Annotated in this window: 22 protein-coding genes; 11 read left to right on the top strand and 11 right to left on the bottom strand. The window is 70.2% G+C overall.

Annotated features, from left to right (window positions below; translation table 11 throughout):
- Positions 1-25: 25 nt before the first annotated feature.
- Genes M0M48_RS11360 through M0M48_RS11350 form a run of 3 tightly spaced genes read left to right on the top strand, consistent with a single transcriptional unit; the run spans position 26 to position 2,083 of the window.
- The gene (locus tag M0M48_RS11360; RefSeq protein ID WP_257751214.1) at positions 26-883 is read left to right on the top strand and encodes a PPK2 family polyphosphate kinase; all 858 of its coding nucleotides are present in this window, start codon (positions 26-28) and stop codon (positions 881-883) included.
- Positions 884-896: 13 nt separating this feature from the next.
- On the top strand, positions 897-1,667 hold the full coding sequence (locus M0M48_RS11355) for a HipA family kinase (protein ID WP_252373697.1): 771 nt from the start codon (positions 897-899) through the stop codon (positions 1,665-1,667).
- Positions 1,664-2,083 carry a DUF3037 domain-containing protein gene (locus tag M0M48_RS11350; RefSeq protein WP_215816177.1) on the top strand — a complete coding sequence of 140 codons (420 nt, stop codon included), beginning with the start codon at positions 1,664-1,666 and terminating at the stop codon, positions 2,081-2,083. Before M0M48_RS11355 ends, M0M48_RS11350 begins: the two co-directional genes overlap by 4 nt.
- 7 nt (positions 2,084-2,090) lie before the next feature.
- On the opposite strand, the gene M0M48_RS11345 is transcribed toward M0M48_RS11350, so the two are convergent.
- The 3 genes from M0M48_RS11345 to M0M48_RS11335 form a co-directional block, all read right to left on the bottom strand.
- Positions 2,091-2,834 carry a sirohydrochlorin chelatase gene (locus M0M48_RS11345; RefSeq protein ID WP_215816178.1) on the bottom strand — a complete coding sequence of 248 codons (744 nt, stop codon included), beginning with the start codon at positions 2,832-2,834 and terminating at the stop codon, positions 2,091-2,093.
- 40 nt (positions 2,835-2,874) lie between these two features.
- Positions 2,875-3,621: a phosphoadenylyl-sulfate reductase gene (locus tag M0M48_RS11340; RefSeq protein WP_215816179.1), complete on the bottom strand. Its 747-nt coding sequence runs from the start codon at positions 3,619-3,621 to the stop codon at positions 2,875-2,877.
- Between the two features lie 190 nt (positions 3,622-3,811).
- On the bottom strand, positions 3,812-5,530 hold the full coding sequence (locus tag M0M48_RS11335; RefSeq protein WP_257751213.1) for a nitrite/sulfite reductase: 1,719 nt from the start codon (positions 5,528-5,530) through the stop codon (positions 3,812-3,814).
- 372 nt (positions 5,531-5,902) lie between these two features.
- Between M0M48_RS11335 and M0M48_RS11330 the strand changes: the two genes are divergently transcribed.
- Complete coding sequence (locus M0M48_RS11330) at positions 5,903-7,354, top strand: glycine hydroxymethyltransferase (RefSeq protein WP_215816181.1); 1,452 nt, start codon at positions 5,903-5,905, stop codon at positions 7,352-7,354.
- A gap of 17 nt (positions 7,355-7,371) precedes the next feature.
- Here the strand turns inward: M0M48_RS11330 and M0M48_RS11325 are convergent, their stop codons facing one another.
- Together M0M48_RS11325 and M0M48_RS11320 are read right to left on the bottom strand one after the other, a co-directional pair.
- Positions 7,372-8,064 (bottom strand): response regulator, encoded by a 693-nt coding sequence (locus M0M48_RS11325; protein ID WP_257751212.1) that lies wholly within the window; start codon positions 8,062-8,064, stop codon positions 7,372-7,374.
- Complete coding sequence (locus M0M48_RS11320) at positions 8,061-9,656, bottom strand: sensor histidine kinase (RefSeq protein WP_257751211.1); 1,596 nt, start codon at positions 9,654-9,656, stop codon at positions 8,061-8,063. The genes M0M48_RS11325 and M0M48_RS11320 overlap by 4 nt, the downstream gene beginning before the upstream one ends.
- A 139-nt stretch (positions 9,657-9,795) precedes the next feature.
- Here M0M48_RS11320 and M0M48_RS11315 point away from each other — a divergent pair, with 139 nt between their 5' ends.
- The 5 genes from M0M48_RS11315 (at position 9,796) to M0M48_RS11295 (ending at position 14,081) form a co-directional block, all read left to right on the top strand.
- Positions 9,796-11,193, top strand: coding sequence for a cation:dicarboxylate symporter family transporter (locus M0M48_RS11315; RefSeq protein ID WP_257751210.1), 1,398 nt, complete (start codon positions 9,796-9,798; stop codon positions 11,191-11,193).
- Between the two features lie 41 nt (positions 11,194-11,234).
- Positions 11,235-12,191, top strand: a complete 957-nt coding sequence (locus M0M48_RS11310) for a YihY/virulence factor BrkB family protein (RefSeq protein ID WP_257751209.1) — start codon at positions 11,235-11,237, stop codon at positions 12,189-12,191.
- 19 nt (positions 12,192-12,210) lie between these two features.
- On the top strand, positions 12,211-13,317 hold the full coding sequence (locus M0M48_RS11305; RefSeq protein ID WP_215816201.1) for a potassium channel family protein: 1,107 nt from the start codon (positions 12,211-12,213) through the stop codon (positions 13,315-13,317).
- A 169-nt stretch (positions 13,318-13,486) separates the two neighbouring features.
- Positions 13,487-13,666, top strand: coding sequence for a hypothetical protein (locus M0M48_RS11300; protein ID WP_141267276.1), 180 nt, complete (start codon positions 13,487-13,489; stop codon positions 13,664-13,666).
- Positions 13,667-13,736: 70 nt separating this feature from the next.
- Entirely contained in the window at positions 13,737-14,081 is a 345-nt protein-coding gene (locus M0M48_RS11295) for a cell wall synthesis protein CwsA (protein ID WP_215816186.1), read from the top strand.
- Between the two features lie 554 nt (positions 14,082-14,635).
- Here the strand turns inward: M0M48_RS11295 and M0M48_RS11290 are convergent.
- The 3 genes from M0M48_RS11290 to M0M48_RS11280 all read right to left on the bottom strand — a co-directional run bounded on the left by M0M48_RS11290 (position 14,636) and on the right by M0M48_RS11280 (position 17,722).
- Positions 14,636-15,529: an arylamine N-acetyltransferase family protein gene (locus M0M48_RS11290; RefSeq protein WP_257751208.1), complete on the bottom strand. Its 894-nt coding sequence runs from the start codon at positions 15,527-15,529 to the stop codon at positions 14,636-14,638.
- Between the two features lie 5 nt (positions 15,530-15,534).
- A complete protein-coding gene (locus M0M48_RS11285; protein WP_215816188.1) occupies positions 15,535-15,939 on the bottom strand; it encodes a hypothetical protein in 405 nt (134 codons plus the stop codon).
- Positions 15,940-16,483: 544 nt separating this feature from the next.
- Positions 16,484-17,722 (bottom strand): IS256 family transposase, encoded by a 1,239-nt coding sequence (locus M0M48_RS11280; protein WP_257750629.1) that lies wholly within the window; start codon positions 17,720-17,722, stop codon positions 16,484-16,486.
- A 55-nt stretch (positions 17,723-17,777) separates the two neighbouring features.
- On the opposite strand from M0M48_RS11280, the gene M0M48_RS11275 reads away from it, so the two are divergent.
- Both M0M48_RS11275 and M0M48_RS11270 read left to right on the top strand, forming a co-directional pair.
- On the top strand, positions 17,778-18,707 hold the full coding sequence (locus tag M0M48_RS11275) for a tyrosine-type recombinase/integrase (RefSeq protein ID WP_257751207.1): 930 nt from the start codon (positions 17,778-17,780) through the stop codon (positions 18,705-18,707).
- 131 nt (positions 18,708-18,838) lie between these two features.
- On the top strand, positions 18,839-19,399 hold the full coding sequence (locus tag M0M48_RS11270) for a hypothetical protein (RefSeq protein WP_257751206.1): 561 nt from the start codon (positions 18,839-18,841) through the stop codon (positions 19,397-19,399).
- 100 nt (positions 19,400-19,499) lie between these two features.
- Here M0M48_RS11270 and M0M48_RS11265 read toward each other — a convergent pair whose 3' ends face one another.
- The 3 genes from M0M48_RS11265 to M0M48_RS11255 are packed head-to-tail and all read right to left on the bottom strand — an operon-like array spanning position 19,500 to position 24,307.
- On the bottom strand, positions 19,500-20,057 hold the full coding sequence (locus M0M48_RS11265; RefSeq protein ID WP_056756832.1) for a hypothetical protein: 558 nt from the start codon (positions 20,055-20,057) through the stop codon (positions 19,500-19,502).
- A 33-nt stretch (positions 20,058-20,090) separates the two neighbouring features.
- Positions 20,091-21,302: a cytochrome P450 gene (locus tag M0M48_RS11260; RefSeq protein WP_235536121.1), complete on the bottom strand. Its 1,212-nt coding sequence runs from the start codon at positions 21,300-21,302 to the stop codon at positions 20,091-20,093.
- Positions 21,299-24,307: an MMPL family transporter gene (locus M0M48_RS11255; protein ID WP_161605253.1), complete on the bottom strand. Its 3,009-nt coding sequence runs from the start codon at positions 24,305-24,307 to the stop codon at positions 21,299-21,301. Before M0M48_RS11255 ends, M0M48_RS11260 begins: the two co-directional genes overlap by 4 nt.
- Between the last annotated feature and the right edge of the window lie 15 nt (positions 24,308-24,322).

Below are 24,322 nucleotides of genomic sequence, written 5' to 3'. Positions count from 1 at the left end.
CCCGGTGGTGCTCTAGGGTCGCTCCATGAGCTTCCCCCTGTCGGACCTCACGCAGTCCCTCCGCCTCCCGGCCGGTCCGGTCGACCTGGCCGCGATCGACACCAATGCGGCGCCCGGCTTCGACGGCGACAAGAAGGCCGGCGAGGCGGCGCTGCTGGCGCTGGCGCCGGCGCTCGGCGACCTCCAGGAGCGGCTGTTCGCCGAGGGGCGCAGCGGCGGGCGGCGCAACCTGCTGCTGGTGCTGCAGGGGATGGACACCTCCGGCAAGGGCGGGACGCTGCGCTCGACGGTCGGCCTGGTCGACCCGCAGGGCGTGCGGATCACCTCGTTCAAGGCGCCTACCCGGGAGGAGCTGGCGCACGACTTCCTGTGGCGGATCACCAAGGCGCTGCCCGAGGTGGGGATGGTCGGGGTCTTCGACCGCTCCCACTACGAAGACGTCCTCATCGCGCGGGTGCGCGAGCTGGCGCCCAAGGACGAGATCGAGCGCCGCTACGACGCGATCAACGCGTGGGAGGCCGAGCTCGCGAGCGAGGGCACGACGATCATCAAGTGCATGCTCCACATCTCGCCGCAGGAGCAGAAGGAGCGGCTGCTCGCGCGGCTCGACGACGAGACGAAGTACTGGAAGTACAACCCGGGCGACGTCGACGAGCGCGAGCTGTGGCCGGCCTACCAGGACGCCTACCGGATCGCGCTGGAGCGGACCAACACCGCGGTGGCGGCGTGGCACGTCGTCCCGGCCGACAAGAAGTGGTACCGCAACCTCGCGATCGGGACGCTGCTGCACGACGCGCTGCGCTCCTTCGACCTCGGCTGGCCGGCGGCGGACTTCGACGTCGCGCACGAGAAGCAGCGGCTGCTCGACGAGAAGCCCCTGTGAGCCGTCGGTGAGCATGGAGCAGGTCAAGGTCACCCGGTACGTCACCCCGCTGCGTGAGGGCGGCAGCCTGCCGGGAGTGGTCGAGGCGGAGGACCTCGGCACGTACGTCTGCAAGTTCCGCGGCGCCGGTCAGGGCGCCCGGGTGCTGGTCGCCGAGGTGGTGGTCGCGGGGGTCGCGCGGCTGCTCGACATCCCGACGCCCGACCAGGTGGTGCTCGACCTCGACCCCGAGATCGCGCGCTACGAGGCTGACGAGGAGGTGCAGGACCTGATCAACGCCAGCACCGGCCTCAACCTCGGGATCGACTTCCTGCCGGGCTCGTTCGGCTACGACCCGACGAGCACGCCGGACCCCGACCTGGCCGGACGCGTGCTGTGGCTCGACGCGTTCACCGCGAACGTCGACCGCAGCTGGCGCAACCCCAACCTGCTCGTGTGGCGCGGGACGCTCCAGGCGATCGACCACGGGGCGTCGCTGTACTTCCACCACTCGTGGTCGGGTGGGCCGGGCGACCCGGCGCGCTTCGCCGCCCAGGCGTACGACGCCTCGGAGCACGTGCTGCGCGCGTTCGCGGCCTCGGCGGTGGCCCAGGACGCCGACCTCGCGGCGCGGGTCAGCGATGCCGCGCTGGCCGAGGTGCTGGCCGACGTGTGCGACGACTGGCTCGAGCCGGTGCCGGGGGCGGAGACGCCGGACGCGCTGCGCGAGCGGTACGTCGCCTTCCTCGCCGCGCGCCGCGACGGTGGCCGGGCGTGGCTCCCGGCTCCGGAGATGGCCTCGTGACGGCCTACCAGCCCTACCAGTACGTGACCCTGCGCTGCGTGCCCCGCGTGGAGCGCGAGGAGTTCGTCAACGTGGGCGTGGTGCTCTACTGCCCGGCCGCGGACTACCTCGGCGTGCGCTCGTCGGTCGACGCCGACCGGATCCGGGCGCTGCAGGGCGACGCCGACGTGGTGGGCGTCGAGGCGGCGCTCGCGGCGATCGCGAAGGTGTGCAGCGGCGAGGCGCACGCCGGCTTCGGGGTCGGCGAGCGGGCGACGGCCTACGGCTCGCGCGCCCAGAAGGACGACGCGAGCACGCGCTTCGGCTTCCTCAAGGCGCCCAAGAGCACGGTGGTCCAGCCGGGGCCGGTCCACGGTGGTGTGACCGCGGACCCGGCCCGGACGCTGGAGCACCTGCTCGAGGCGCTCGTCCTGTGAGGCAGGCTCAGACCGGGACGAGCTCGACCGCGCCGACGGCGTAGCGGGCGAGGATCGTCCGGGCGATCTCCGGGTGCGCGCCGAGCGGCTCGGAGACGGCGACGGCGCCGGCCTCCAGGGCGAGCTCGGTGGCCCGGTCGACCAGGTTGCCCGGGGCGAGGAAGAGCGAGGCCACGGCGATGTGCCGGCGTCCCTCGGCGCGGAAGGCGCGGACGGCCTCACCGGTGGCCGGGGGAGCGCTCGTGGCGTACGCCGCCGTGACGGGCAGCTTGTGGTGGGTGCCCCACAGCCGGGCGAGCCGGGCGACGGCCTGGTTGGCGAGCGGGTCCGACGTACCGGCCGCGGCCAGGACGAGGGCGTCGAGCTCGCGGACCCGGGCGCCGCTCAGGGCCTCGCGCAGGCGCTCGTCGAGCACCTCGAGGAAGCGCGGCTCCAGGCCGAGCACCTCGGTCGCGCGGATCTGGAGGCCGGGGTGGCGCGTGGTGGCCTCGGCGATCGCCTCGGGTACGTCGACCCGTGCGTGGAACGCCTCGACCAGCAGCAGCGGGACGACGACGATCTCGTCGTACCCGGCCTTCACCAGCCGGTCCACGACGGTGTGGAAGCCGGGCTTGGCGAGGTCGAGGAACGCCTTCTCGATGCGCAGGTCGGGACGCAACGCCTTCGTCGCGTCGACCAGAGCACTGACGGTGGCGGCCGAGCGGGGGTCTCGGCTGCCGTGGGCCAGAGCGATGAGTGCCGGAGCGGTCATCGTCGGTGCCCCCTTTCCTCGATGGGTGCGGGAGATCCGGTCATGAGTGGATCCCGCACTCGGTCTTGTTCGTCCCGGCCCAGCGCCCGCTGCGCGGGTCCTCACCGGGAGCGACCCGCCGGGTGCACGGTGCGCAGCCGATCGACGGGTAGCCGTCGTAGACGAGCGGGTTGACGAGCACGCCGTTCTCGGCGATGTAGCGCTCGATCTGCTCGTCGCTCCAGCGGGCGATCGGGGACACCTTGACCTTCTGCTTCTTGGCGTCCCAGCCGATCACCGGAGCGATCACCCGGTTGTGCGTCTCCGCGCGGCGCAGTCCGGTCGCCCAGGCGTCGTACCCGGAGAGGGACTCGGCCAGCGGCTTGACCTTGCGCAGCGCGCAGCACAGGTCGGGGTCGCGCTTGTAGAGCTCGGGGCCGTGCTCGGCGTCCTGCTCGGCGACCGTCTGCACGGGGGTGATCGAGATGAGGTTGACGTTCATCGTGGCCGCGACGGCGTCGCGGGTGCCGATCGTCTCGACGAAGTGGTAGCCGGTGTCGAGGAAGACGACGTCGACACCGGGCACGACCTTGGCCGCGAGGTGCGCCAGGACGGCGTCCCCCATCGAGGAGGTGATGCAGAACCGGTCGCCGAAGGTGGCGGCGGCCCACTCGATGATGACCTCGGCAGGGGCGAGCTCGAGCTCGGCTCCCCAGTGGGAGACGATCTCGCGGAGCTCCTCGGGCGACCGGCCGGCGGTGTGCGACCCGCGGAACTCGCGAGCCGCACGCGTGGTGGCGGTGGTCATGAGGCACCTCCTTCTTCGTGGGTACGGGTGGCGGGCGCCGAGCGGTCGATGAGACCGAGCAGCTCCACCTTGAAGGCCCGTCGGCAGCCCCGGCATTCCCAGCCGGTCGGCTCGTGCGGCCAGAGGTCGGTCTCGCCGCAGTAGGGGCAGTGGTACGGAACCGCCCGCGACGACACCGACTCCTCGGACATCAGACGGACTCCAGCGCCTTCTCGCCGCGCAGCAGCTCCTCGTCGGCACGGTGGACCCAGGCGTCGAACGCCTCGCCCTCGGTGCGGTCGGCGAGGTAGTTGCGCACCACGGTGGAGACGTAGTCGTCGAGGCCCTTGCTGGTCACCTTGTGCGCGCGCAGCTTGCGGCCGAAGTTGGCGCGCAGGCCGATCGCACCGCCCAGGTGCACCTGGAAGCCCTCGACCTGCTCGCCGTCCTCGTCGACGACGAGCTGGCCCTTGAGGCCGAAGTCGGCGACCTGGGTCCGGGCGCAGGCGTTGGGGCAGCCGTTGACGTTGATCGTGATGGGCGTGTCGAGCTCGGGGAAGCGGCGCTCGAGCTCGTCGACCAGGTCGCTGGCGCGGTTCTTGGTGTCGACGATCGCGAGCTTGCAGAACTCGATGCCGGTGCAGGCCATCGTGTTGCGCCGCCAGGCGGAGGGACGGGCGCTGAGGCCGATCTCGTCGAGACGGTCGAGCAGCGCGTCGAGGACCTCGCCGTCGACGCCGATCAGCACCAGCTTCTGGTACGGCGTGAGGCGGGCTCCCGCGACGCCGTACTCGTCGATCAGGTCGGCGAGCTGGACCAGCAGCGTCCCGGAGATCCGGCCGGCGGTCGGCGCGATGCCGACGTAGAACTTGCCATCCTTCTGCTCGTGCACGCCGATGTGGTCGCGGTGGCCCACCGGCGAGCCGGGGGAGGCGAGGGTCTCGAGCTTCTTGCCGAGGTACTCGTTCTCGAGGACCTCGCGGAACTTCTCCACGCCCCAGTCGGCGACGAGGAACTTCAGCCGGGCCCGCGAGCGCAGCCGGCGGTAGCCGTAGTCGCGGAAGATGCCGGCCACGCCGGACCACACGTCGGGGACCTCGTCGAGCGGGATCCACACGCCGAGCTTCTGGGCGAGCATCGGGTTGGTCGACAGACCGCCGCCGACCCAGACGTCGAAGCCGGGGCCGTGCTCGGGGTGCACGGTGCCGACGAAGGAGACGTCGTTGGTCTCGGGGGAGACGTCCTGGCTCGGGTGACCGGTCAGCGCGGTCTTGAACTTGCGGGGGAAGTTCGAGAAGTCCTTGTTGCCGATGAACCGGCGCTCGATCTCCTCCAGCGCGGAGGTGCCGTCGATGATCTCGTCCTTGGCCACGCCGGCGACCGGCGAGCCGAGGAAGGGGCGGGGCGAGTCGCCGCAGGCCTCCAGCGAGTGCAGGCCGACGGCCTCGAGCCGCTCCCAGATCTCCGGGACGCTCTCGATCTCGATCCAGTGGTACTGGATGTTCTCGCGGTCGGTGACGTCGGCGGTGTCGCGCGCGAAGTCGACGCCGATCTGGCCGAGCGTGCGCACCGCGGCGGCGGAGAGCAGCTTGCCGTCGGAGCGGACCCGCATCATGAAGTAGCGGTCGTCCAGCTCCTCCTCCTCCATCGAACCGGTCCGGCCGCCGTCGATGCCGGGCTTGCGCTGGGTGTAGAGACCCATCCAGCGGAAGCGGCCGCGCAGGTCGGCGGGGTCGATGGAGTCGAAGCCGCGCTTGGAGTAGGTGTAGAGGATCCGGTCGCGGACGTTGAGCGGGTCGTCGTCCTTCTTGGACTGCTCGTTCTTGTTCAGCGGCTCGGTGTAGCCGAACGCCCACTGACCCTCGGCGCGGCGAGGGCGGGGCACCTCGGTGTGGCGCGGAGGCTGGGACTGGAAGCGCAGGTCAGGCATGCGGAGAGGAGGTCCTTCGCTGAGGGGCGCGGGAGTCGCGCGGTCGAGAGGGAGGCGTCGGCGTGATCAGCGGGGCCAACACATCATGCTGCGCGTGCGCCCGAAGTCCACGTGGCGTCGAACCACGAGGTGCGCATGAGTGGCAGCAGTGACCATGTCAATGAGTCTCATCCCTCGGACGCGTGGTCCACAACTGTGAATCTCATGATGCGGACGGCCGTCTCAGAATACGAGCAGAAGGCTCGCCGAGACCGCCCGTTCCCGCGGGACCTGCGACGCATGTCACACCAGGCGGCGCCTCTCACGACGCCAGCCGGGACAGGGGACCCGGCCCCGCGAACGCGGCCCGCGCGCGGCACTACGCTGTGCGCCATGAGCGACAACTCCCTCAACGGCGGCCTCGTCAGCAGCGCCTACAACCAGGCCCTCGAGGTCATCGCCTCCGTCGAGCCCCGCATCGCCGACGCCACCCGCCAGGAGCTCGCCGACCAGCGGGCGTCGCTCAAGCTGATCGCGAGCGAGAACTACGCCTCGCCCGCGGTGCTCCTCACCATGGGCACCTGGTTCAGCGACAAGTACGCCGAGGGCACCGTCGGTCACCGCTTCTACGCCGGCTGCCAGAACGTCGACACCGTCGAGTCGCTGGCCGCCGAGCACGCGCGCGAGCTGTTCGGCGCCGAGTACGCCTACGTCCAGCCGCACTCGGGCATCGACGCCAACCTGACGGCGTACTGGGCGATCCTGGCGCACCGCGTCGAGGGTCCCTGGCTCGAGGACGCCGGCGTCAAGAACATGAACGACCTCTCCGAGGCCGACTGGGAGAAGCTGCGCGGCGCGCTCGGCAACCAGCGCCTGCTCGGCATGAGCCTCGACGCGGGCGGTCACCTGACCCACGGCTTCCGCCCCAACATCAGCGGCAAGATGTTCCACCAGAACCAGTACGGCACCGACCCGGCCACCGGGCTGGTCGACTACGACGCGCTGCGGGCCAAGGCCAAGGAGTTCAAGCCGCTCATCCTGGTCGCCGGCTACTCGGCCTACCCGCGCCGGGTGAACTTCGCCAAGATGCGCGAGATCGCCGACGAGGTCGGCGCCACCCTCATGGTCGACATGGCCCACTTCGCCGGCCTGGTCGCCGGCAAGGTGTTCACCGGCGACGAGGACCCGGTCCCGCACGCCCACGTGGTCACCTCGACCTCGCACAAGTCGCTGCGCGGCCCGCGCGGCGGCTTCATCCTGGCCACCGAGGAGTACGCCCCGAGCGTCGACCGCGGCTGCCCGATGGTCCTCGGCGGCCCGCTCTCGCACGTGATGGCCGCCAAGGCCGTCGCGTTCGCCGAGGCGCGCACCCCCGAGTTCCAGACCTACGCCCAGAACATCGCCGACAACGCGAAGTCGCTGGCCGAGGGCCTGATGAAGCGCGGCACCAAGCTCGTCACCGACGGCACCGACAACCACATCGTGCTGCTCGACGTGTCGTCCTTCGGGCTCACCGGTCGCCAGGCCGAGTCGGCGCTGCTCGACGCGGGCGTGGTCACCAACCGCAACTCGGTCCCGGCCGACCCCAACGGCGCCTGGTACACCTCCGGCATCCGGGTCGGCACGCCGGCGCTGACCAGCCGCGGCTTCGGTGCGGCCGAGTTCGACGTGGTCGCCGACCTCATCGTCGAGGTCCTGCAGAACACCCAGGCCGGGACGACGTCCGCGGGCGCTCCGTCGAAGGCGTCCTACGTGCTGGGCGACGGCGTGGCCGACAAGGTCCGGGCGGCCTCGGCCGAGCTGCTCGACAAGCACCCGCTCTACCCGGGCCTCGACCTGGCCTGAGCCTCCGCACCCGGCGCTCAGCGCCAGGTGTAGGCCACCTCCGGCCGGCCGCCGACCCCGCGATAGCGGGCCCGGCGGTCGGCCAGGCCCTGGTCTGCGAGGTGCTCCAGGTAGCGCCGCGCGGTGACCCGCGAGCTCCCGATCGCCTCGGCGACCTCCGAGGCCGACAGGTCGGCGGAGGACTCGCGCAGCGCGGCGGTGACCGCGCGCAGCGTCTCGGCGCTCATCCCCTTGGGCAGCGGCCCGGCCGCGGTGGGACGCAGCGAGCCGAGCAGCCGGTCCACCTCGTCCTGGACCACCTCGGCGGGAGCCGCCGCGAGCTGGGCGCGGTAGTCGGCGTACTGCTCGAGCTTGGCGCGGAAGCTCGCGAACGTGAACGGCTTGAGCAGGTAGAGCGCGACGCCCTGGCCCACCGCCTGGCGCACGACCTGGGTGTCGCGTGCCGCGGTCACCGCGATCACGTCGCAGTGGTGACCCGCGCTGCGCAGCCCGGCGAGCAGGCCGAGGCCGTGCCCGTCGGGCAGGTTGAGGTCGAGCAGCACCAGGTCGATCGGCGCGCCCTCCTCGCGGGCGCTGTCGAGCGCCCGGGCCGCCTCGCGCGCCGAGCGGGCGACGCCTGCCAGGATGAACCCGTCGACCCGGTCGACGTACGACGCGTGAGCCTCGGCGGCCAGTGCCTCGTCCTCGACGACGAGCACCCGGACGGTCATCGCCCGGCCTCGGTCCGCAGGGTCACGGTGAACTCCGCGCCGCCGAGCGCCGAGCGGCCGATGGTGACCTCGCCGCCGTGGCGGCGGGCGACCTGGCCCACGAGCGCCAGGCCGAGGCCGCGGCCGGTGCCGGGCGCGGCCTTCGTCGTCCAGCCCCGGTCGAGGACCCGCGCGGTCGCCGTCTCGTCGAGGCCGGGACCGCTGTCGCCGACCCGGACGGCGAGGCCCGCCCCGTCCTCGTCGCCGGAGAGCCGGACGTCGACCCGGCGCGGCTCGGCGGCCGCGACGGCGTCGAAGGCGTTGTCGACCAGGTTGCCGAGCACCGTGACGAGGTCGCGCGGCGCGATCCCGCTGCCGGGGGGCAGCTCACCGGTGATCCGCAGGTCGATGCCGCGCTCCGCGGCCTCGGCGGACTTGCCGAGCAGCAGCGCCGCGACGACCGGGTCGTCGACCGCGCCGACCACCCGGTCGGTGAGCAGCTGCGCGACGTGGAGCTCGTCGGTGGCGAAGGCGACCGCGTCGTCGGGCCGGCCCATCTCGATCAGGGACACCACCGTGTGCAGCCGGTTGGCCGACTCGTGGTTCTGCGAGCGCAGGGACTCGGTGAGCCGGCGGACCACCTCGAGCTCGCCGGTCACCGACCGCAGCTCGGTGTGGTCGCGCAGGGTGACCACGGAGCCGACGTCGCGTCCCTCCCAGCGCGCGGGCGCCGAGGAGACGACGAGGATCCGCTCGTCGGCCAGGTAGAGGTCGTCGGACTCCGCCGTGCGCCCGCGGGCGGCGGCGACCAGTCCGGGCGCGAGCCCGAGGTCCTCGATCGCGGTGCCGACGACGTCCTCGGGGAGGGCGAGCAGCCGGCGCGCCTCGTCGTTGACCAGCTGCACGCGCCCGGCGCCGTCGAGGAGCAGCAGGCCCTCGCGCACCGAGTGGAGCACCGCGGAGTAGTACTCGTACATCCGGGCCAGCTCGTCCTCGCCCATGCCGTGGGTGACCCGGTGCACCCGGCGCCCCACCAGCCACGCACCGGCGAGCGCGACGACCAGGAGCGCGCCGCCGACCAGGCCGATCACGGTGACGTCGCGGCGCAGGCCGCGGTCGATGTCGCTGACCCGGATGCCGACCGAGACGAGCGCGACGACCTTCCCGCCGTCGCGCACCGGGACGACGGTGCGCACCGACGGCCCGAGCGAGCCGGTGTACTGCTGGGTGAACACGCCGCCCTGGGGTGCGTCGCCGAGGTCGCCGACGAACTTGCCGCCGATCAGGCTCGGGTCGGTGTGCGTGAAGCGGGTCCGGTCGAGCCCCATCACGACGACGAAGTCGGTGTCGGTGTCGCGGCGGACCTCCTCGGTCCAGGGCTGCAGGGACGACGTCGGGTCGCCCGAGCGCAGCGCGGACCGGACGGTGGGGGAGTCCGCGACCGTCTGCGCCACGGCCACGGCGCGCTGGGTCGCCCGGCTGCGCGAGTCGCGGCGCGCGTCGTACGACGCCATGAGGATGCCGGTCACCACGAGCAGCAGCACCAGCCCGACCTGGAGGAGCAGCACCTGCCGCGCGACCGGGGCGTCGCGGAACGGACGAGGCAGGCGCACCTCCTCATTGTCGCCCACGGCACCGCCGGAGCGGGGGAGCCGTTGTGGCGCCGGTCACGAACTCAACGAACACAACGGTGACGGTCGTCACCTCCGGTCGCACAGTTGCGGAGAACCCCAGCCCGGACCAGGAGGAACCATGGGCACCACCAGCACAGCGGACGCCGCCCAGCGCGCCAGCCGCACGCACTACCTGTACCTCGCGGTGATCGGCGCGGTGCTGCTCGGCATCGCCACCGGCCTGCTCTTCCCGGGCTTCGCCGTCGAGCTGAAGCCGCTCGGCGAGGGCTTCGTGAACCTGATCAAGATGATGATCCAGCCGATCATCTTCTGCACGATCGTCCTCGGCGTCGGCTCCGTCGCCAGCGCGGCCAAGGTCGGCCGGGTCGGCGGCATGGCGCTCGTCTACTTCATGGTGATGTCGACGGTCGCGCTGACCATCGGCATGGTGGTCGGCAACCTGCTCCACCCCGGCGACGGCCTGCACATCACCGAGCAGGCGGCCGCGACCGCCCAGGCCAAGGCGGCCGAGGGACATGCGGACACGACGGCGTTCCTGCTGGGGATCATCCCGACCTCGCTCTTCAGTGCGTTCACCAGCGGCAGCGTGCTCCAGACGCTGTTCGTGGCGCTGCTCGTGGGCTTCGCGCTCCAGCGGATGGGCACGCTCGGTACGCCGGTGCTCACCGTCGTCGGGCACCTCCAGCGCCTCGTGTTCCGCCTGCTCGCCATGATCATGTGGGCCGCCCCGGTCGGTGCGTTCGGCGCGATGGCCGCGGTCACCGGGCAGGGCGGGGTCGACGCGCTCAAGAGCCTGGCCGTGCTGATGATCGGCTTCTACATCACGTGCCTGCTGTTCGTGGTGGTCGTGCTCGGCCTGCTGCTCAAGCTGGCGACGGGCATCAACATCTTCGCGCTGCTGCGCTACCTCGGCCGCGAGTTCCTGCTCATCCTGGCGACGTCCTCGTCGGAGTCGGCGCTGCCCCGGGTGATCGCCAAGCTGGAGCACGCCGGTGTGGACAAGACGACCGTGGGCGTCGTCGTACCGACCGGGTACTCGTTCAACCTCGACGGCACCGCCATCTACCTGACCATGGCCTCGATCTTCATCGCCGAGGCGGTCGGCAGCCCGCTCGCCATCGGTGAGCAGATCTCGCTGCTGCTGTTCATGATGATCGCCGCCAAGGGCGCCGCCGGCGTCACCGGCTCCGGCATGGCCGTCCTGGCCGGCGGTCTCCAGTCGCACCGGCCCGAGCTGGTCGACGGCGTCGGCCTCATCGTCGGCATCGACCGGTTCATGTCCGAGGCCCGCGCGCTGACCAACTTCGCCGGCAACGCCGTGGGCACGGTCCTGGTCGGCCACTGGACCGGCAGCCTCGACCGCGACCGCCTCGACCGGGTCCTGTCCGGCGCGGAGCCGTTCGACGAGACGACGATGGTCGACGAGCACGCCGGGCCCGAGGAGACCGGACCGGAGTCCGCCGACGCCGGACCCGGAGCCGAGCCCGAGCTCGCGGTGAGCGGCGCCTCACGCTGAGGTTCCCCGGGTCACCGGCCCCTACGGATAGCGTGCTGCCCATGGCAGACGCTCCCGGGACCGGTGACCCGGGCACGTCGTGGCTCCGTCGCGCCGCCCACCTGCTGTGGCGGCTCATCGTCACGACGGTCCGCTCCTGCCTCAAGTACCGCGTCACCGGCCTCGCCGCCGAGGGCGCGTTCTTCGCCGTCGTCTCCGTGCCGCCGCTGATCTTCGCGCTCGCCGGCGGCGTCGGCTACGTCACCGAGCACTTCACCGCCGCCCAGGTCGACGAGGTACGACGTGCGGTGCTCGAGCTGTTCTCCCGCTTCCTCACCGACACGGCCGTCAACAACGTCATCAAGCCGACCATGAACGATGTGCTCGACGGCGGCCGCTTCGACGTGATCTCGCTGGGCTTCGTGCTCGCCCTGTGGTCGGGCTCGCGGGCGCTCAACGTCTTCGTCGACACCATCACGATCATGCACGGGCTCGGCGGGCACCGGGGGATCGTGAAGACCCGGGCGCTGTCGTTCCTGCTCTACATCATGGCCGTCGTCACGGGCGCGATCACGCTGCCGCTGGTGGTCGCCGGACCCAAGCTCGTCCGCACCTGGCTGCCCAACCGGGCCGAGTTCCTGATGACCTTCTACTGGCCGCTGGTCGTGGTGATCTGCATCTGCTTCCTGGCCACGCTCTACCACGTGTCGGTGCCGGTACGGACCGGCTGGAGCTTCAACCTGCCGGGCGCGACGTTCTCGCTGGTGAGCTGGGTGCTCGGCTCGTACCTCCTGCGCTGGGTGCTCACCGTGACCGCCCAGGACTCGCACTCGATCTACGGGCCGCTGGCCGCGCCGATCGCCATCCTGGTCTGGCTCTACATCGCCGCGCTGGCGGTGCTCATCGGCGCGGGCGTCAACGCGGCCTTCGACGAGGTCTTCCCGCAGGAGACCACCCAACGAGCGCGACGCGAGCTGATGAGCCGCCTGCTGCGCCGCAACCCGGCTCCGGTGGAGTAGGTTCGCCGCCGTGGCAGACATGACGCGACCGGCGGAGACCCGCTCGGCGGGACAGGTCGCCCTGCCCGAGCGAGCCCGCTCGCCGTGGTGGCAGCTGGGACGCCGCCTGCTGATGGCGCTGGGCATCCTGGTGGGCACCGTGCTGCTCGTCTACCTCGACCGGCACGGCTACCGCGACGGCGGCGACGTCGCCACCGAGGCCAGCCCCAACGGCGAGATCACCCTCGTCGACGCGATCTACTACACGACGGTCACGCTGAGCACGACCGGCTACGGCGACGTGACGCCCGTCAGCGACGGCGCCCGCCTGGTCAACGCCTTCATCATCACCCCTGCCCGCATCGCGTTCCTGGTGCTGTTGATCGGCACCACCCTCGAGGTGCTCGCCCAACGGGGCCGCGAGATGTTCCGGATCACCCGCTGGAGGAAGAACATGGGACACCACGTCGTCGTGATCGGCTACGGGACCAAGGGCCGCAGCGCGGTCGAGACCCTGGTCAACAACGGCCTCAACCGGGAGCAGGTGGTCGTCGTCGACCCGAGCCCGGTCGCGCTCGCCGACGCCCACGCCGACCAGCTCGCCGTGGTCACCGGCGACGCCACCCGCCGCGGCGTGCTCACCCGGGCCGGGGTCGCGGAGGCCGACCAGGTGATCATCACGACGGGCCGCGACGACTCCAACGTGCTCGCCGCGCTCACCGTGCGCCAGCTCAACCCCGACGCCTGGATCGTGGCCGCCGTCAGCGAGCAGGAGAACGCCCCGCTGATGCGCCAGTCCGGCGCCGACTCGGTGATCACCTCCTCCGACGCCGTCGGCCGGCTCCTGGGCCTGTCCACGCTCTCGCCGACGCTCGGCAGCGTGATGGAGGACCTGCTGACCTACGGCGAGGGCCTCGAGGTCGCCGAGCGCGAGCTCCTCGTCAACGAGGTCGGCCGCCCGCCCCAGTCGCTGCCCGACCAGGTCATCGCCGTGGTCCGCGACGACAAGGTCTACCGGTACTTCGACCCCGTGGTGACCCTGCTGGCGCGCGGCGACCGGCTGGTCGTCGTACGGCCGGCGAAGGAGCTGCCCTGGGCGCCCCGCCCCGGCACCCACAACGAGGACTTCGCCGCCGACGAGGACTGATCCCCGGCTCACCCGGGACCCTCCCCGGGACCGACCGGGACGTTGGACACGGCGCCTGGTCCGGTCGGACTAGTCCGGTCCGCGACGATCGTGCAGACCTGGTCGCGACACGCCAGGGCGCGGGTGCCGCGGCGCGACATCCGACGTCTGGTCCGGCAGGGTTGCGGACATGGGGAAGGACTTCGGACTGTACGGACCATGGGTGCGCCACGATTGGTGCCCACGGTGCTTCCGGCGTACCGAGCAGTCGCGCTGGCACCGGCGCCGGCTGGGGGAGCCGCCCGAGCGCGGCGAGCTGCGGGTCCGCTGCCACGAGTGCTCCTCGGACGTCGTCCGCCCCCGCGGCTAGAGGTCCCCTCCGGGTTGGCCCCGCGGTGATCGGGTACTGCGGTGCCGAACCCGATCCGAGGAGGAGCACCATGCCCCGCACGAGCACCGCGCAGCACGTGGCCGACGAGCTGAGGGACCTCGTCGACGCCGTGTCGCCCACCATCGAGTCCGCCGCGCACGCGCTGGCCGACCGCATCCCCGAGCCGGTCGTCGACCGGCTGCCCGACGCCGTCACCGACCACCTGCCCAGCCACGGTCACGGCCGCCGCCGCAAGCTCCTGCTGCTCGCCGGCCTGGGCGCCGTCGGCGCGGCCGTCTTCGTCGCGATCCGCCGCTCCCAGGTGCCGGCTCCGCAGCACGAGCCGCGCGCCACGACGTACCCGCGGGCGACTGAACCGCCCGCCTCGCCGGAGCCCGGGGGACAGCCGGGGTGATCCCGGGATGATCTCCGCCATTTCGCCACGGCGGACCACCCGGACCTACTAACCTCGCCAGCGGTTCCCCAACCACACGCGCCCGACGGACCCCACACTCGCCGGGCGCGGCGGCGCCCCGCCCGGTCTCGACCGGACGGGGCGCGCGCCATTTCCGGCCGGTCCGGACCAGCGGGTAAAGCATTGGCGGAAAGGGTGACAGGCGACGTGCCCGTCGGCCTACGCTGGGCCGAAGGACGCAGGTCGGACTCGGGCGGCCCGCATCGCGCTACCGACGACCATGGGGGTCTGCGTATGCCCTTGCTGCGGCCCTCGCCGCACGGCGGTCCCCCCACGCGGTCCCCGGACCCCACCACCCCCCAACCCACCCCGATCTCGGCCCCGCGCCTGCGGCGCGTCCCGGGCCGTGCATGGTGAGGCGTCCCCACTCCGCCTGACCATGGCCGGGTGCTGCGCGGAAGCGACCGGCACCTGGCATACCCGGAGACGTCCGGGTGTCCGCCCCATCGCGGGAAAGCGCGCCCGCGGTGGGGCGGACGTCTGCGTGGGGCTCCTCAGGGGCGCGGGGCGGCCTGCTGCTGCTCCCAGCGCCGGTGCGCGGCGAGGACGTGCCCCCACAGCCGGTCGCGGCCCTCAGGGGCCAGCTCGCGCAGGGGGAGGGCGAAGCGCTCGGCGAGCAGCCCGAACCACGTGGCGCGGTCGGTGACCTGCTCGTCGCTCCGGCTCCCCGTCTCGATCCGGCTCAGCACCAGCCCGCGCACGACGTCGACGCCGGTGGCGTCGCGGCGCTCGGCCATCGCGACCCGGACGAACCCGGACTCCGGGGACGTCGAGAGCCGCTGGTGCTGGGCCTCGAAGTCCGCCGTGCTCGCGAGGGCGTCGGTCCAGGACATGCCGGTGAAGCCGCCGGAGGAGTCGTGGACCAGGTGCCACCCGGCGGCCTCGGTGCCGGCGCCGGTCTGCTCGAGGGTCATCGCGAAGGGCGGCTGCGTGACGGCGCCGGCGACCAGGGGGACGGGGGAGTGCAGGGCGTCGCCGAGGCCCGCGTCGACGTACCAGGTGCCGTCGGGGGCAGCCTCGTCCGGGAGCCCCGCGACCGTGAGCACCAGGTGGTTGCCGCGGACGGCGGCGCTCGGCCCCTCGGGGCCGTGCACGCCACCGACGTGGGCGCGGACGTCGTACCCGAGGGCGGTGAGGAGCAGGCCCAGCGCGCCGTTGAGGTGGTAGCAGTAGCCGCCCCGCTGCTGGTGCGCGATGCGCGCCGCCGCGTCGTGCGGATCGATGCCCCAGCCCTCACCCGCCTGGATCCACAGGGTCTCGTACGGCACCCGCTCGGCGTGGGCCTGCACGAGCCTGCGCAGCGCGCCGGGCGACGGTGGCTCGGGCTCGACGCCGAGCCGGGCGAGGTAGGCCTGCCGGACGTCGTGGTCGAGCGGCGCGAGGGACATGGGCGTCAGCGATCGGTGGTGAGGCTGCCCAGGGCCGTCACGGTCCCGGCCGCCAGGCCGATGACGGTCCGCGGTCGCTGGACGCCGCGCCGGTGCAGCCAGGCGGCTCCGCGGTCGACCCCGCGGTTGAAGAGGAACGGACTGCTCGCGGCGAGGAGCGCTGCCGAGACGACGAGTGACCTGCGGCCCGGCGAGGCCGGGACGGCCTCCTCGGGCGGCTGGTCCTCGGGGGACGGTTCCTCGGGGCGCAGCGACTCGGTGACGACGGCGCCCGCGACCGTCGCCGCGAGGATCACCGCCTTGGCGGTACGACGGCGTCCCTTGGTGGCGGCGTAGTCGGGGACGGCGATCCACGCCGCGGTCGACGCGCCCTCCAGGAGCGCCTGCGCAAGGTCGAGCCGGGATCGCATGTCTAGGGAGCCTAGGGGGACGGCTGAAACGCGAAACAGCCCCGAACCGCGTTTCCGCTGGTCCGGGGCTGGCTTTCTGTGGGCGATACTGGGTTTGAATCTTGTTTCACGGGATGCGGCGATACTGGACATTAGTGGACAAAACGCCCCTGACCTGCGGAAACAGGATCCAGTATCGCTTTTGCATCTGGACAGAAATGCACGGGTTTTGCCATCCTTGTTGCACGTTGTTGCACGAAAATGGGGAGTGGGCATGCCACGCAGGCGCGGGTTCGGAGCGATCAGGAAGCTTCCAAGCAAGCGCTATCAGGCGTCTTACCTCGGTCCCGACCTAGTCCGGCACAAGGCATCGGTGACATTCGAGACGGCTGAGGATGCCGAGGCGTGGCTCGCCGATCGGCGTCGCGAGATCAACAACGAGGACTGGACGCCGCCTAGGACGACTAAGCCACTCACGTTCGGGGAGCACGCCGAGCGCTGGCTCACGCATCGTCAGTTGGACAGAGCCCCGCGGGGTGGTGGGCTTTGAGGTGACCCTCGGTGCCTACGCGTCGCCGTTGTCGATGGCGGCGACGGGGTGAGTATTGCTGGTCTCGTAGAGCTTGGCCATGGAGCCTTCTGAGAGGTAGCGGCGCTCGCCGGCGATCCATTCGTCGTGCATGTCGATCAGCACGGCTCCGACGAGTCGGATGACGGCGGCGGCGTTGGGGAAGATGCCTACGACCCGGGCCCGGCGCTTGATTTCCTTATTCACGCGCTCCAACGGGTTGGTCGACCAGACCTTGCGCCAGTGCTCGCGCGGGAACGCGGTGAAGGCCAGGACCTCGGCCTTGGCGGCGTCCATCAACGGACCGAGCTTGGGGAACCGGGCGGCGAGCTCCTCGCGGGTCTTGTCCCACGCCGCGTGGACGTCCTCGGGCGTGGGCTGGGCGAAGATCATCCGGAACGCGGTCGCCACGAGCTCGGCCTGCCCCTTGGGCACGTGAGCGAGCAGGTTGCGCGCGAAGTGGACCCGGCACCGCTGGTGCGCGACACCCTGGAACGCCCGGCCCAGCGCCTTGACCAGTCCGGAGTGCTGGTCTGAGATGACCAGCTGCACGCCGGCCAGGCCGCGCTGCTTGAGGCTGAGCAAGAAGGCGCGCCAGAAGACCTCGTCCTCGCTGTCGCCGACATCTAGGCCGAGGATCTCCCGCTCCCCGGTCGCGCTCACGCCGGTCGCGACGACCACCGCCATCGACACCACCTGACCGCCCTTGCCCGGGGCGTTACGGACGTGGAGGTAGGTCGCGTCGAGGTAGATGTAGGGGAACTCGACATGATCCAGACTGCGGGTGCGGAACGCGCCGACCTGCTCATCGAGGTTGGCGCAGATCCGGGAGACCTCGGACTTGGAGACACCGCTGCCGCCCATCGCCTCGACCAGGTCGTCGACCGAGCGGGTGGAGATGCCGTGGACGTAGGCTTCCATGACTACCGCGTACAGCGCCTGGTCGATACGGCGCCGCGGCTCGAGGATGATCGGGAAGAACGAGCCCTTGCGCAGCTTGGGGATGCGCAACTCGACATCGCCGGCCTTGGTGGTCAGCATCCGCGGACGGTGGCCGTTCCGCTCGGCTGTGCGGTCCTCGGTGCGCTCATAGGGCGCCGCGCCGATCTGCTGGGTGGCTTCGAGCTCGATCAGCTCTTGGAGCGCGAGCCGGACCGAATCACGGATGAGATCGACGCCATCACCGGCACGGAACGCCTCGAGGATCTCGGACAGGGCAGACTGGGGCAAGGCCATCGGTGGACCTCTTTCTTCAGTGGGTGCTTGGCCGTACACACCGAAGATCCCGCCGATGGCCGTCTACGTGCTGACGCCCCGCCGCTGCTCCCTCAAACCCCACCACTCCCGGGGACTCTTACGTCAGTTGAAGCCGCGCACTCGCTATCACTATCGCCAGATTCTCGACGCGCGGATCTTGCCGACGTTCGGCGACGTCGCCCTGAAGCACGTGACTGCCGATCTGATCGACGATTGGCACTACCGGATGGGGGAGGCGACCCCGACCGCCACTGCACATGCCTATGGCCTGCTCAGGACGATCCTGGGCGACGCCGTGCAACGTCGTCTGATCGACTTCAATCCCTGTCACATTCGCGGCGCGGCCAACACGAAACGCGTCAAGCAGATCACCCCTGCGACCCTGGCTGAGCTCGAGGCACTGACGAAGGCGATGCCTGAGCGCTACCGGCTGATGATCCTGCTCGCGTCATGGTGCGGACTCCGCTTCGGAGAGATCACCGAACTACGCCGCCACGACTTCGACGTGATCAACGGCGTCGTCAAGATCCGCCGAGCCGTGGTCCGCGTGAAGGGCGAGTCCATCATCGGCACGCCGAAGTCAGACGCGGGCACGCGCGACGTCTCGATTCCACCGCACCTTCTCCCCGTCGTGAAGGCGCACCTGAGCGACAACATCACCGGAGGCCGCGATGGCCTCCTGTTCCCTGCCGCTGGCGACCCAACGAAGCACCTGGCGCCCGCCACCCTCTACAGGGTCTTCTACAAGGCCCGGGAGGCCGCCGGTCGACCTGATCTCCGGTTCCACGATCTTCGCCACACCGGAGCGGTCCTGGCTGCCAGCACTGGCGCAACCCTGGCCGAACTGATGTCCCGCCTCGGACACTCCACTGCCGGCGCAGCGTTGCGCTATCAGCACGCGGCCGAGAACCGCGACAAGGTCATAGCCGAAGCCCTGTCGAGCCTGGCCACGAAGGACCTCTGACCGATCGCTGAGGAGCTTGGTTGCATCGATGCGAGGGAAGCCGTTACCGAGTTAGATAATGGTAGAATCCGGGCATGGGACAGCCACTCGACCGCGACAGCGCCGAGGTCATCACCCTCCTGCGAGACGCGGTGACCATCAGCGGCCTTTCCCAAGCCGGTTTCGCCCGGGCACTGGGGACCTCGGCGCCGCGGCTCTCGACCTACCTCACCGGCGACACCCGACCCTTCGCCCAGTTCCTCATCCGCGCCCAGCGGCTCGGTCGTGCTCTCGGCGCCGCGAAAGCCCGTGGGTTGATGTCGGCGCCTGCCACCGCTGCTGCGATGCGGGGCTACTTCCTCGCCGGCGAAAGGGAGTGGATCTGGCGGATGCTCCTCCAGGGCCGCGACCACCTCAACGCGATCGTCGGCGAACAAGACGACACACTGCGCCAGATCCTCCTCGATTCATGGGCGGCCGAGCCCGCCTCGGTCGGATCGGCCGAGTGGGATGCATTGCTGGCTGCGGTCGTCGCTCACGAACTCGAGTCGGCAGGACTCGACGCGCCGGCCTGGTCGATCCGCTCATCGCTGCCCACGCCGTGGACACCCGAGCACCCGTTCCTCACCCCGGACCGGGTCCGCGCACAGACGCCTGACTGGCTGAGCCGCCGGAACATCTACGTCCCGGCGCGGGACCTGGTGACGGCGTGAACGCGCCAACCCCGGCCGCTCCTAGGCTCGATTAGGGCCCGCCGCGCGGATCAGTGGCTTCGGCGAATGACATTGGCCCGACTCCCCAGGAACTTGGACACTAGGTATCGGAGAGCGGTGAGGTCGAGGCGCGGCCGATGATCGCGTCCTTGAGTCTGATGAGAAACCCTCGTTCGTGCGGGTCCCGGGCCGTGCTGCGCTCGAGCTGGTTGCGGCGGCGTGCCTCCAGCTCCATTCGATGGCCGACGCGGGCGGCGGGTTCGTCGAACCCGCTGGCCAGGCCGGCGGCGATGGCCATGGCTGCCCAGTCGTTGCGGGCGGTCATGCGGACGGCTTCGGCAATGGTCTCGGTCGGTGGGTTCTCCGTCAGTTCGTCGATCACCATTCGCACGCCCCAGTAGATCCAGGTGGCGTGGCGCCATGCCTCGATGACGGCTTCCTCGCGATCCTCGGGTTCATCGGACAGTCCGCGTTCCAGCGATGCGATCAGGCGTGTGTGCCAACGTAGAAGGAGTGCGCTTGCAAGGTCCTCGATGCCGTCGAAGAAGTTGTCGATACCCTCGATGTCGGTAGGGATCTGCCCGTCTCGTCGGGCAAGCGTGGTGTCGATGACCGCGTGCAGGACGCTGGCGCGACTCGGTTTGGGCTCGGCCTTCATCGGTACCTCCTTCGCTGTCGTTGATTGGGTCCGTTACTGCACGGGAAGTGATGCGTAGCCGCGGATGGGGCCGGAGTGAAGTCGTTTGGCGGCGGGTAAATCGGCGAACCACTTGAAGGACGTGTGGTTGAGCAAGGCGTGAAGAGCGATCCGTGTCTCCATGCGGGCGAGGGCGGCTCCGAGGCAGAAGTGAGGTCCTCGCCCGAAGGCGACTTGGCGTCCCGGCTCGCGTTCGACCTGGAACTCGTCGGGGTTGGCGAACGCTCGATGATCACGGTTGGCGGAGCCGAAGAGGAGCAGGGCTGTCTGCCCGGAGTGGAGCGTCTCGCCGTGGAGGGTGATGTCACGGGTCAGGGTCCGCGAGAGTCCTTGAACGGGGGAGTCGTAGCGCAGCAGTTCTTCGATTGCCGAGGCCAGGACCGCAGGCTCGTGTGCCATCCGGGCTCGGTCCTGGGGACGGGTTGTGAGGATGGCCATGCTGTTGGCAAGGAGGTTCGTCGTGGTCTCGTGGCCGGCCACCAGGAGCAGCAGGCAGAACCCCAACACCTCGTCGTCAGTGAGTCTTTCGCCCTCGACCTCGGCATGGACCAGATCGGAGATCAGGTCTCTCCTGGGTGTGCGGCGTCTTTCGGCGAGGAAGCCGGCGAAGTACTCGTAGAGCGACGCGGCTGCGGCAAGACCATCGCGCGCTCCGTGGATCGGGTTCGCTTGCACGAGGGTCGATGACCATGCCCGGAACTGTTCGCGGTCGTCGGCGGGAACCCCGACCAGTTCGGCGATCACGATCGCAGGCAAGGGTCCCGCGAAATCGGAGACGAAGTCCCATGGGCCCGGGTTGATCTGCCCGAGAAGGTGGTCAGTGGTCTGCCGGATTGAGGTCTCCATCGAAGCAATGCGTCGCGGCGTGAAGGCCCGACTGACGAGGGCGCGCAGCTGGGCGTGCCGTGGTGGGTCGGTCATGATCAGCATCGGTAGGAAGAGGTCCGACTGATCGACGCCGGGTGGCGACGGGAAGATCCCCTTGGCCGAAGAGAAGGTCTCTGGAGCGGCGAGAGCCGCGGAGACGTCGTCGTAACGGCTCAGGACCCAAGTGTTGGCGTCCTCGGCCCAGTACGCCGGGGCCTCGTCTCGCAACTGCTCGTAGACCGGGTACGGGTCCTGTTGGACCTGTGGGTCGAACGGGTCGTAGATCCTGACGGGTTGGCTCATCCTGAGGTGTCCCTTCTGCTCTCGATCGGCGATCACGCGGACTCGCTGGCCTCACCAGTGCCGGGTCGCGTGGGCCACCAGTTGTGCTCCTCGAGCAGGGCGGCGCACGCGGGGACAACGAGGGTGCGGACAACGAATGTGTCGAGGAGGAGTCCGACTGCGACGGCGAATCCGGTTTGAGCCAGTCCGTGCACGGACGAGCCGATCAGCGCGACGAAGGCACTGGCGAAGATGACGCCGGCCGAGGTGATGACGGGGCCGGTGGCGGTGACGGCATCAGCAACGTCGCGTCGGCTGAGGCTCAGGCCTCCTTCTCGCATCCGGCTCATCAGCAGGATGTTGTAGTCGGCGCCGACGGCGACCAAGAGGACGAACGTGATGACGGGCACGTTGAACTCGATGTTCTGCCCCATGAGGTGTTGCCAGAACAAGGTGGTCAGGCCGAGTGCCGCGCCGCAGGACAAGATCACCGAGGCCAGCAGGTAGACGGGAGCGATCAGTGACCTGAGGGTGAGGATCAGGATGAGTAACACGATGAGAAGGACCAGTCCGACCACGAAACGGGTGTCGTGGTCGAGGTAGTCCTGGAGGTCTGCTCCCAGCCCGCCGGCTCCTGTCGCGAGCAGGTCGGCGTCAGCCAGGGTCGTGCCGCGGATGGCTCGTGCTGCGGCATCGCGGGTGACGGTGTAGCGGTCGACGCCATCGACGCTGAGCGGGTCGGTCTCGCCGCTGATCTGGATCCGGGCGACCCGACCGTCGGCGCTGAGGAACGTTGTGCGGGCCAGCGCGAAGTCCCGGTTCTCGAGCGCGCTGGCGGGGAGGTAGAACCCGCCGGCATCCGCAGTGTTGGCTTGTGCGCCCACGTCGGAGAGGTAGGTGCCTGCCTGGTCGAGTCCGTCGGTGAGTCGGGAGGTCTCGTCTGCGAGCTGATTGATGCCCGGGCTCAGCGCACTGGTTCCTGCGGCGAGCTCTTCGGTCCCTGTCGCGAGTTGGAGGAGCTTGGTCCGGAAGACCTTCTGCCCGTCGGCGAGTTGTCCGCTGCCCTTCTCTGCGCGGACCAGGCCGCCGTGGAGCTTGCGGAGTCCGTCGGCGAGGGTGCTTTGTCCATTCGCGATGCTCAGGGCGGCGTCAGCAGCTTCCTGGAGGCCGCCGAGGAGCTGTTCGTCCTGGGCATCGACGATCTGCTTGAGTCCCTTTCTCGCCTTATTGCAGACCGGGTCGACACCGCACAGGAGGTCCTTGGCAAGCGCCTGCTCGATCGCCTTGAGTCCCTCGACCCCGAGGGTGGCCTTGTCATGCGCGCTCTGAAGCCCACGGGCGAGCTGGAGTGCGCCCTCGGCGAGGTCGCCTGCGCCAGACGCAGCGGTATCGGTGTTGTCTGCGGCAGTCTCCAGCCCTTCGTTGAGTTCGGTCAGGCCGGTGACGAACTGGTCGACGCCGTCCACGGCCTGCACGCTGCCGTCGGCCAACTTGTTGGCGCCTCGGTCCAGCTCGGCGGCTCCGTCGCTGAGTTCGATCAGGCCGGGTTGTGCCTTGGTGAGCTTGCGGTCCGCCTTGTTCAACTGCTTTGCCAGGGTGGTGAGCTGCTTGCTGATCTGTGCTTGCGACAACGGCTCGCCGCTGGGCTGGGTGATGCTGCGTACCGAGGTCACCCCCGGGACCTTGGCGATGGCACGGCTCAGGGTGTTGAGGCTGGCCAGGTCCTTCGGGTTGCGCATGTCGCGTTGCGCCGTGACCAAGATGTAGTCGGGCAGAGTCTCGTTGGGTGCGAAGTGCTTGGTCAGTGCAGCGTTTCCGATGTTGCTCGGCGTGTCTGAGGGCTGAGCTGCCCGGGTGTTGAACGACAGCGTCATCGTGGGCAGGAACGCTGCCAGGATTCCCAGGAACAGGACACTGCCGACGAGCACCCGAGCGGGTCGTGCTGCGACGAGCGTGCCGACCCTGCTCCACAGGGACTCGGGGCGGATCGCCGGCGCAGGTCCGATCCGGGTGCCGGTCCAGGCAATGAGGACGGGAGTGAGGGTGAGGGTGGCCGCCAGGGACACTGCGACCGCGATCGCCATCCCCGGACCGGTGGTGGAGAAGATGCCGAGCTTGGCCGCGATCAACGTGCTCGCGCCCAGAATCACCGTGGCAGCGGAGGCGACCAGCGCGGTCCCGATCCGCGTCGTGGCCGTCTGGATCGCCGTCGCCACCTGGCCGGTGTCACGGTACTCGTCCCGGAACCGGCTGATCAGGAACACCGAGTAGTCAGTGCCAGCACCGAGCACGATGGCCATCACGAACGCCGAGGTGTACGACGACAGTGCGAGCCCCGACTCACCGAGGATCGACAGCACGCCCCGTGTGCAGACCAGGGCCACCCCGATAGTGACCAGCGGAATCAGCACGGTGACCAGTCGCCGATAGATCAGCGCCAGGATCAGCACCAGCAAGCCGACGCTGATGAGGTGGATCCTGTCCGAGGCCTCCTCGACCGCCGTGGTCAGGTCAGCCACCGTCGCCGGGTCGCCCGTGATGTGGACCTTCGTGCCCGGGGCAGTGCCCGCGTCATCGACGATGCCGCGTAGGAGCGCCACATCCTCGTTCGACCGAGGCGACCCGATAGGGGCCTTCAACCCGACTGGGATGTAGGTGGCGCGGCCGTCCTTGCTGGTCAACACAGTCCGCAACTGAGGTTGCTCCAGATAGTCCTGGACCTCGACCACCTCATCCGGATGGGCATCGAGCCCGGCCACGAGACGCCGATAGGTGGCCCCGTCGGCCTTGCTCAGCCCGTCGTCGTTGACCAGGACGATGAACGCGTAGGCCTCCGCCTTTCCCGTGCCGAACGCAGAACCCATCGCGTCCAGGCCACGCACGCTCGGCGCCCCGTCAGGCAGGAATGCGGTCGTGCCTCGTTCGACAACGTCTTCAAGGCTCGGCGGAACGACGACCAGAACTGCACTCAGTGCCAGCCAGATGGCGACAGTGAGCGCAGGGAACTTCAGGGCCGTGCTCGACAGCCACGTGACCGGGTTCCCGCGAACAGGCGCTGGCATGGGCCGATCTCCTTG

Origin of the sequence: Pimelobacter simplex (assembly GCF_024662235.1) — a bacterium.
In the GTDB taxonomy this organism is placed as follows: Bacteria; Actinomycetota; Actinomycetes; order Propionibacteriales; family Nocardioidaceae; genus Nocardioides.
This window is presented reverse-complemented; position numbering and strand designations above follow the sequence as displayed.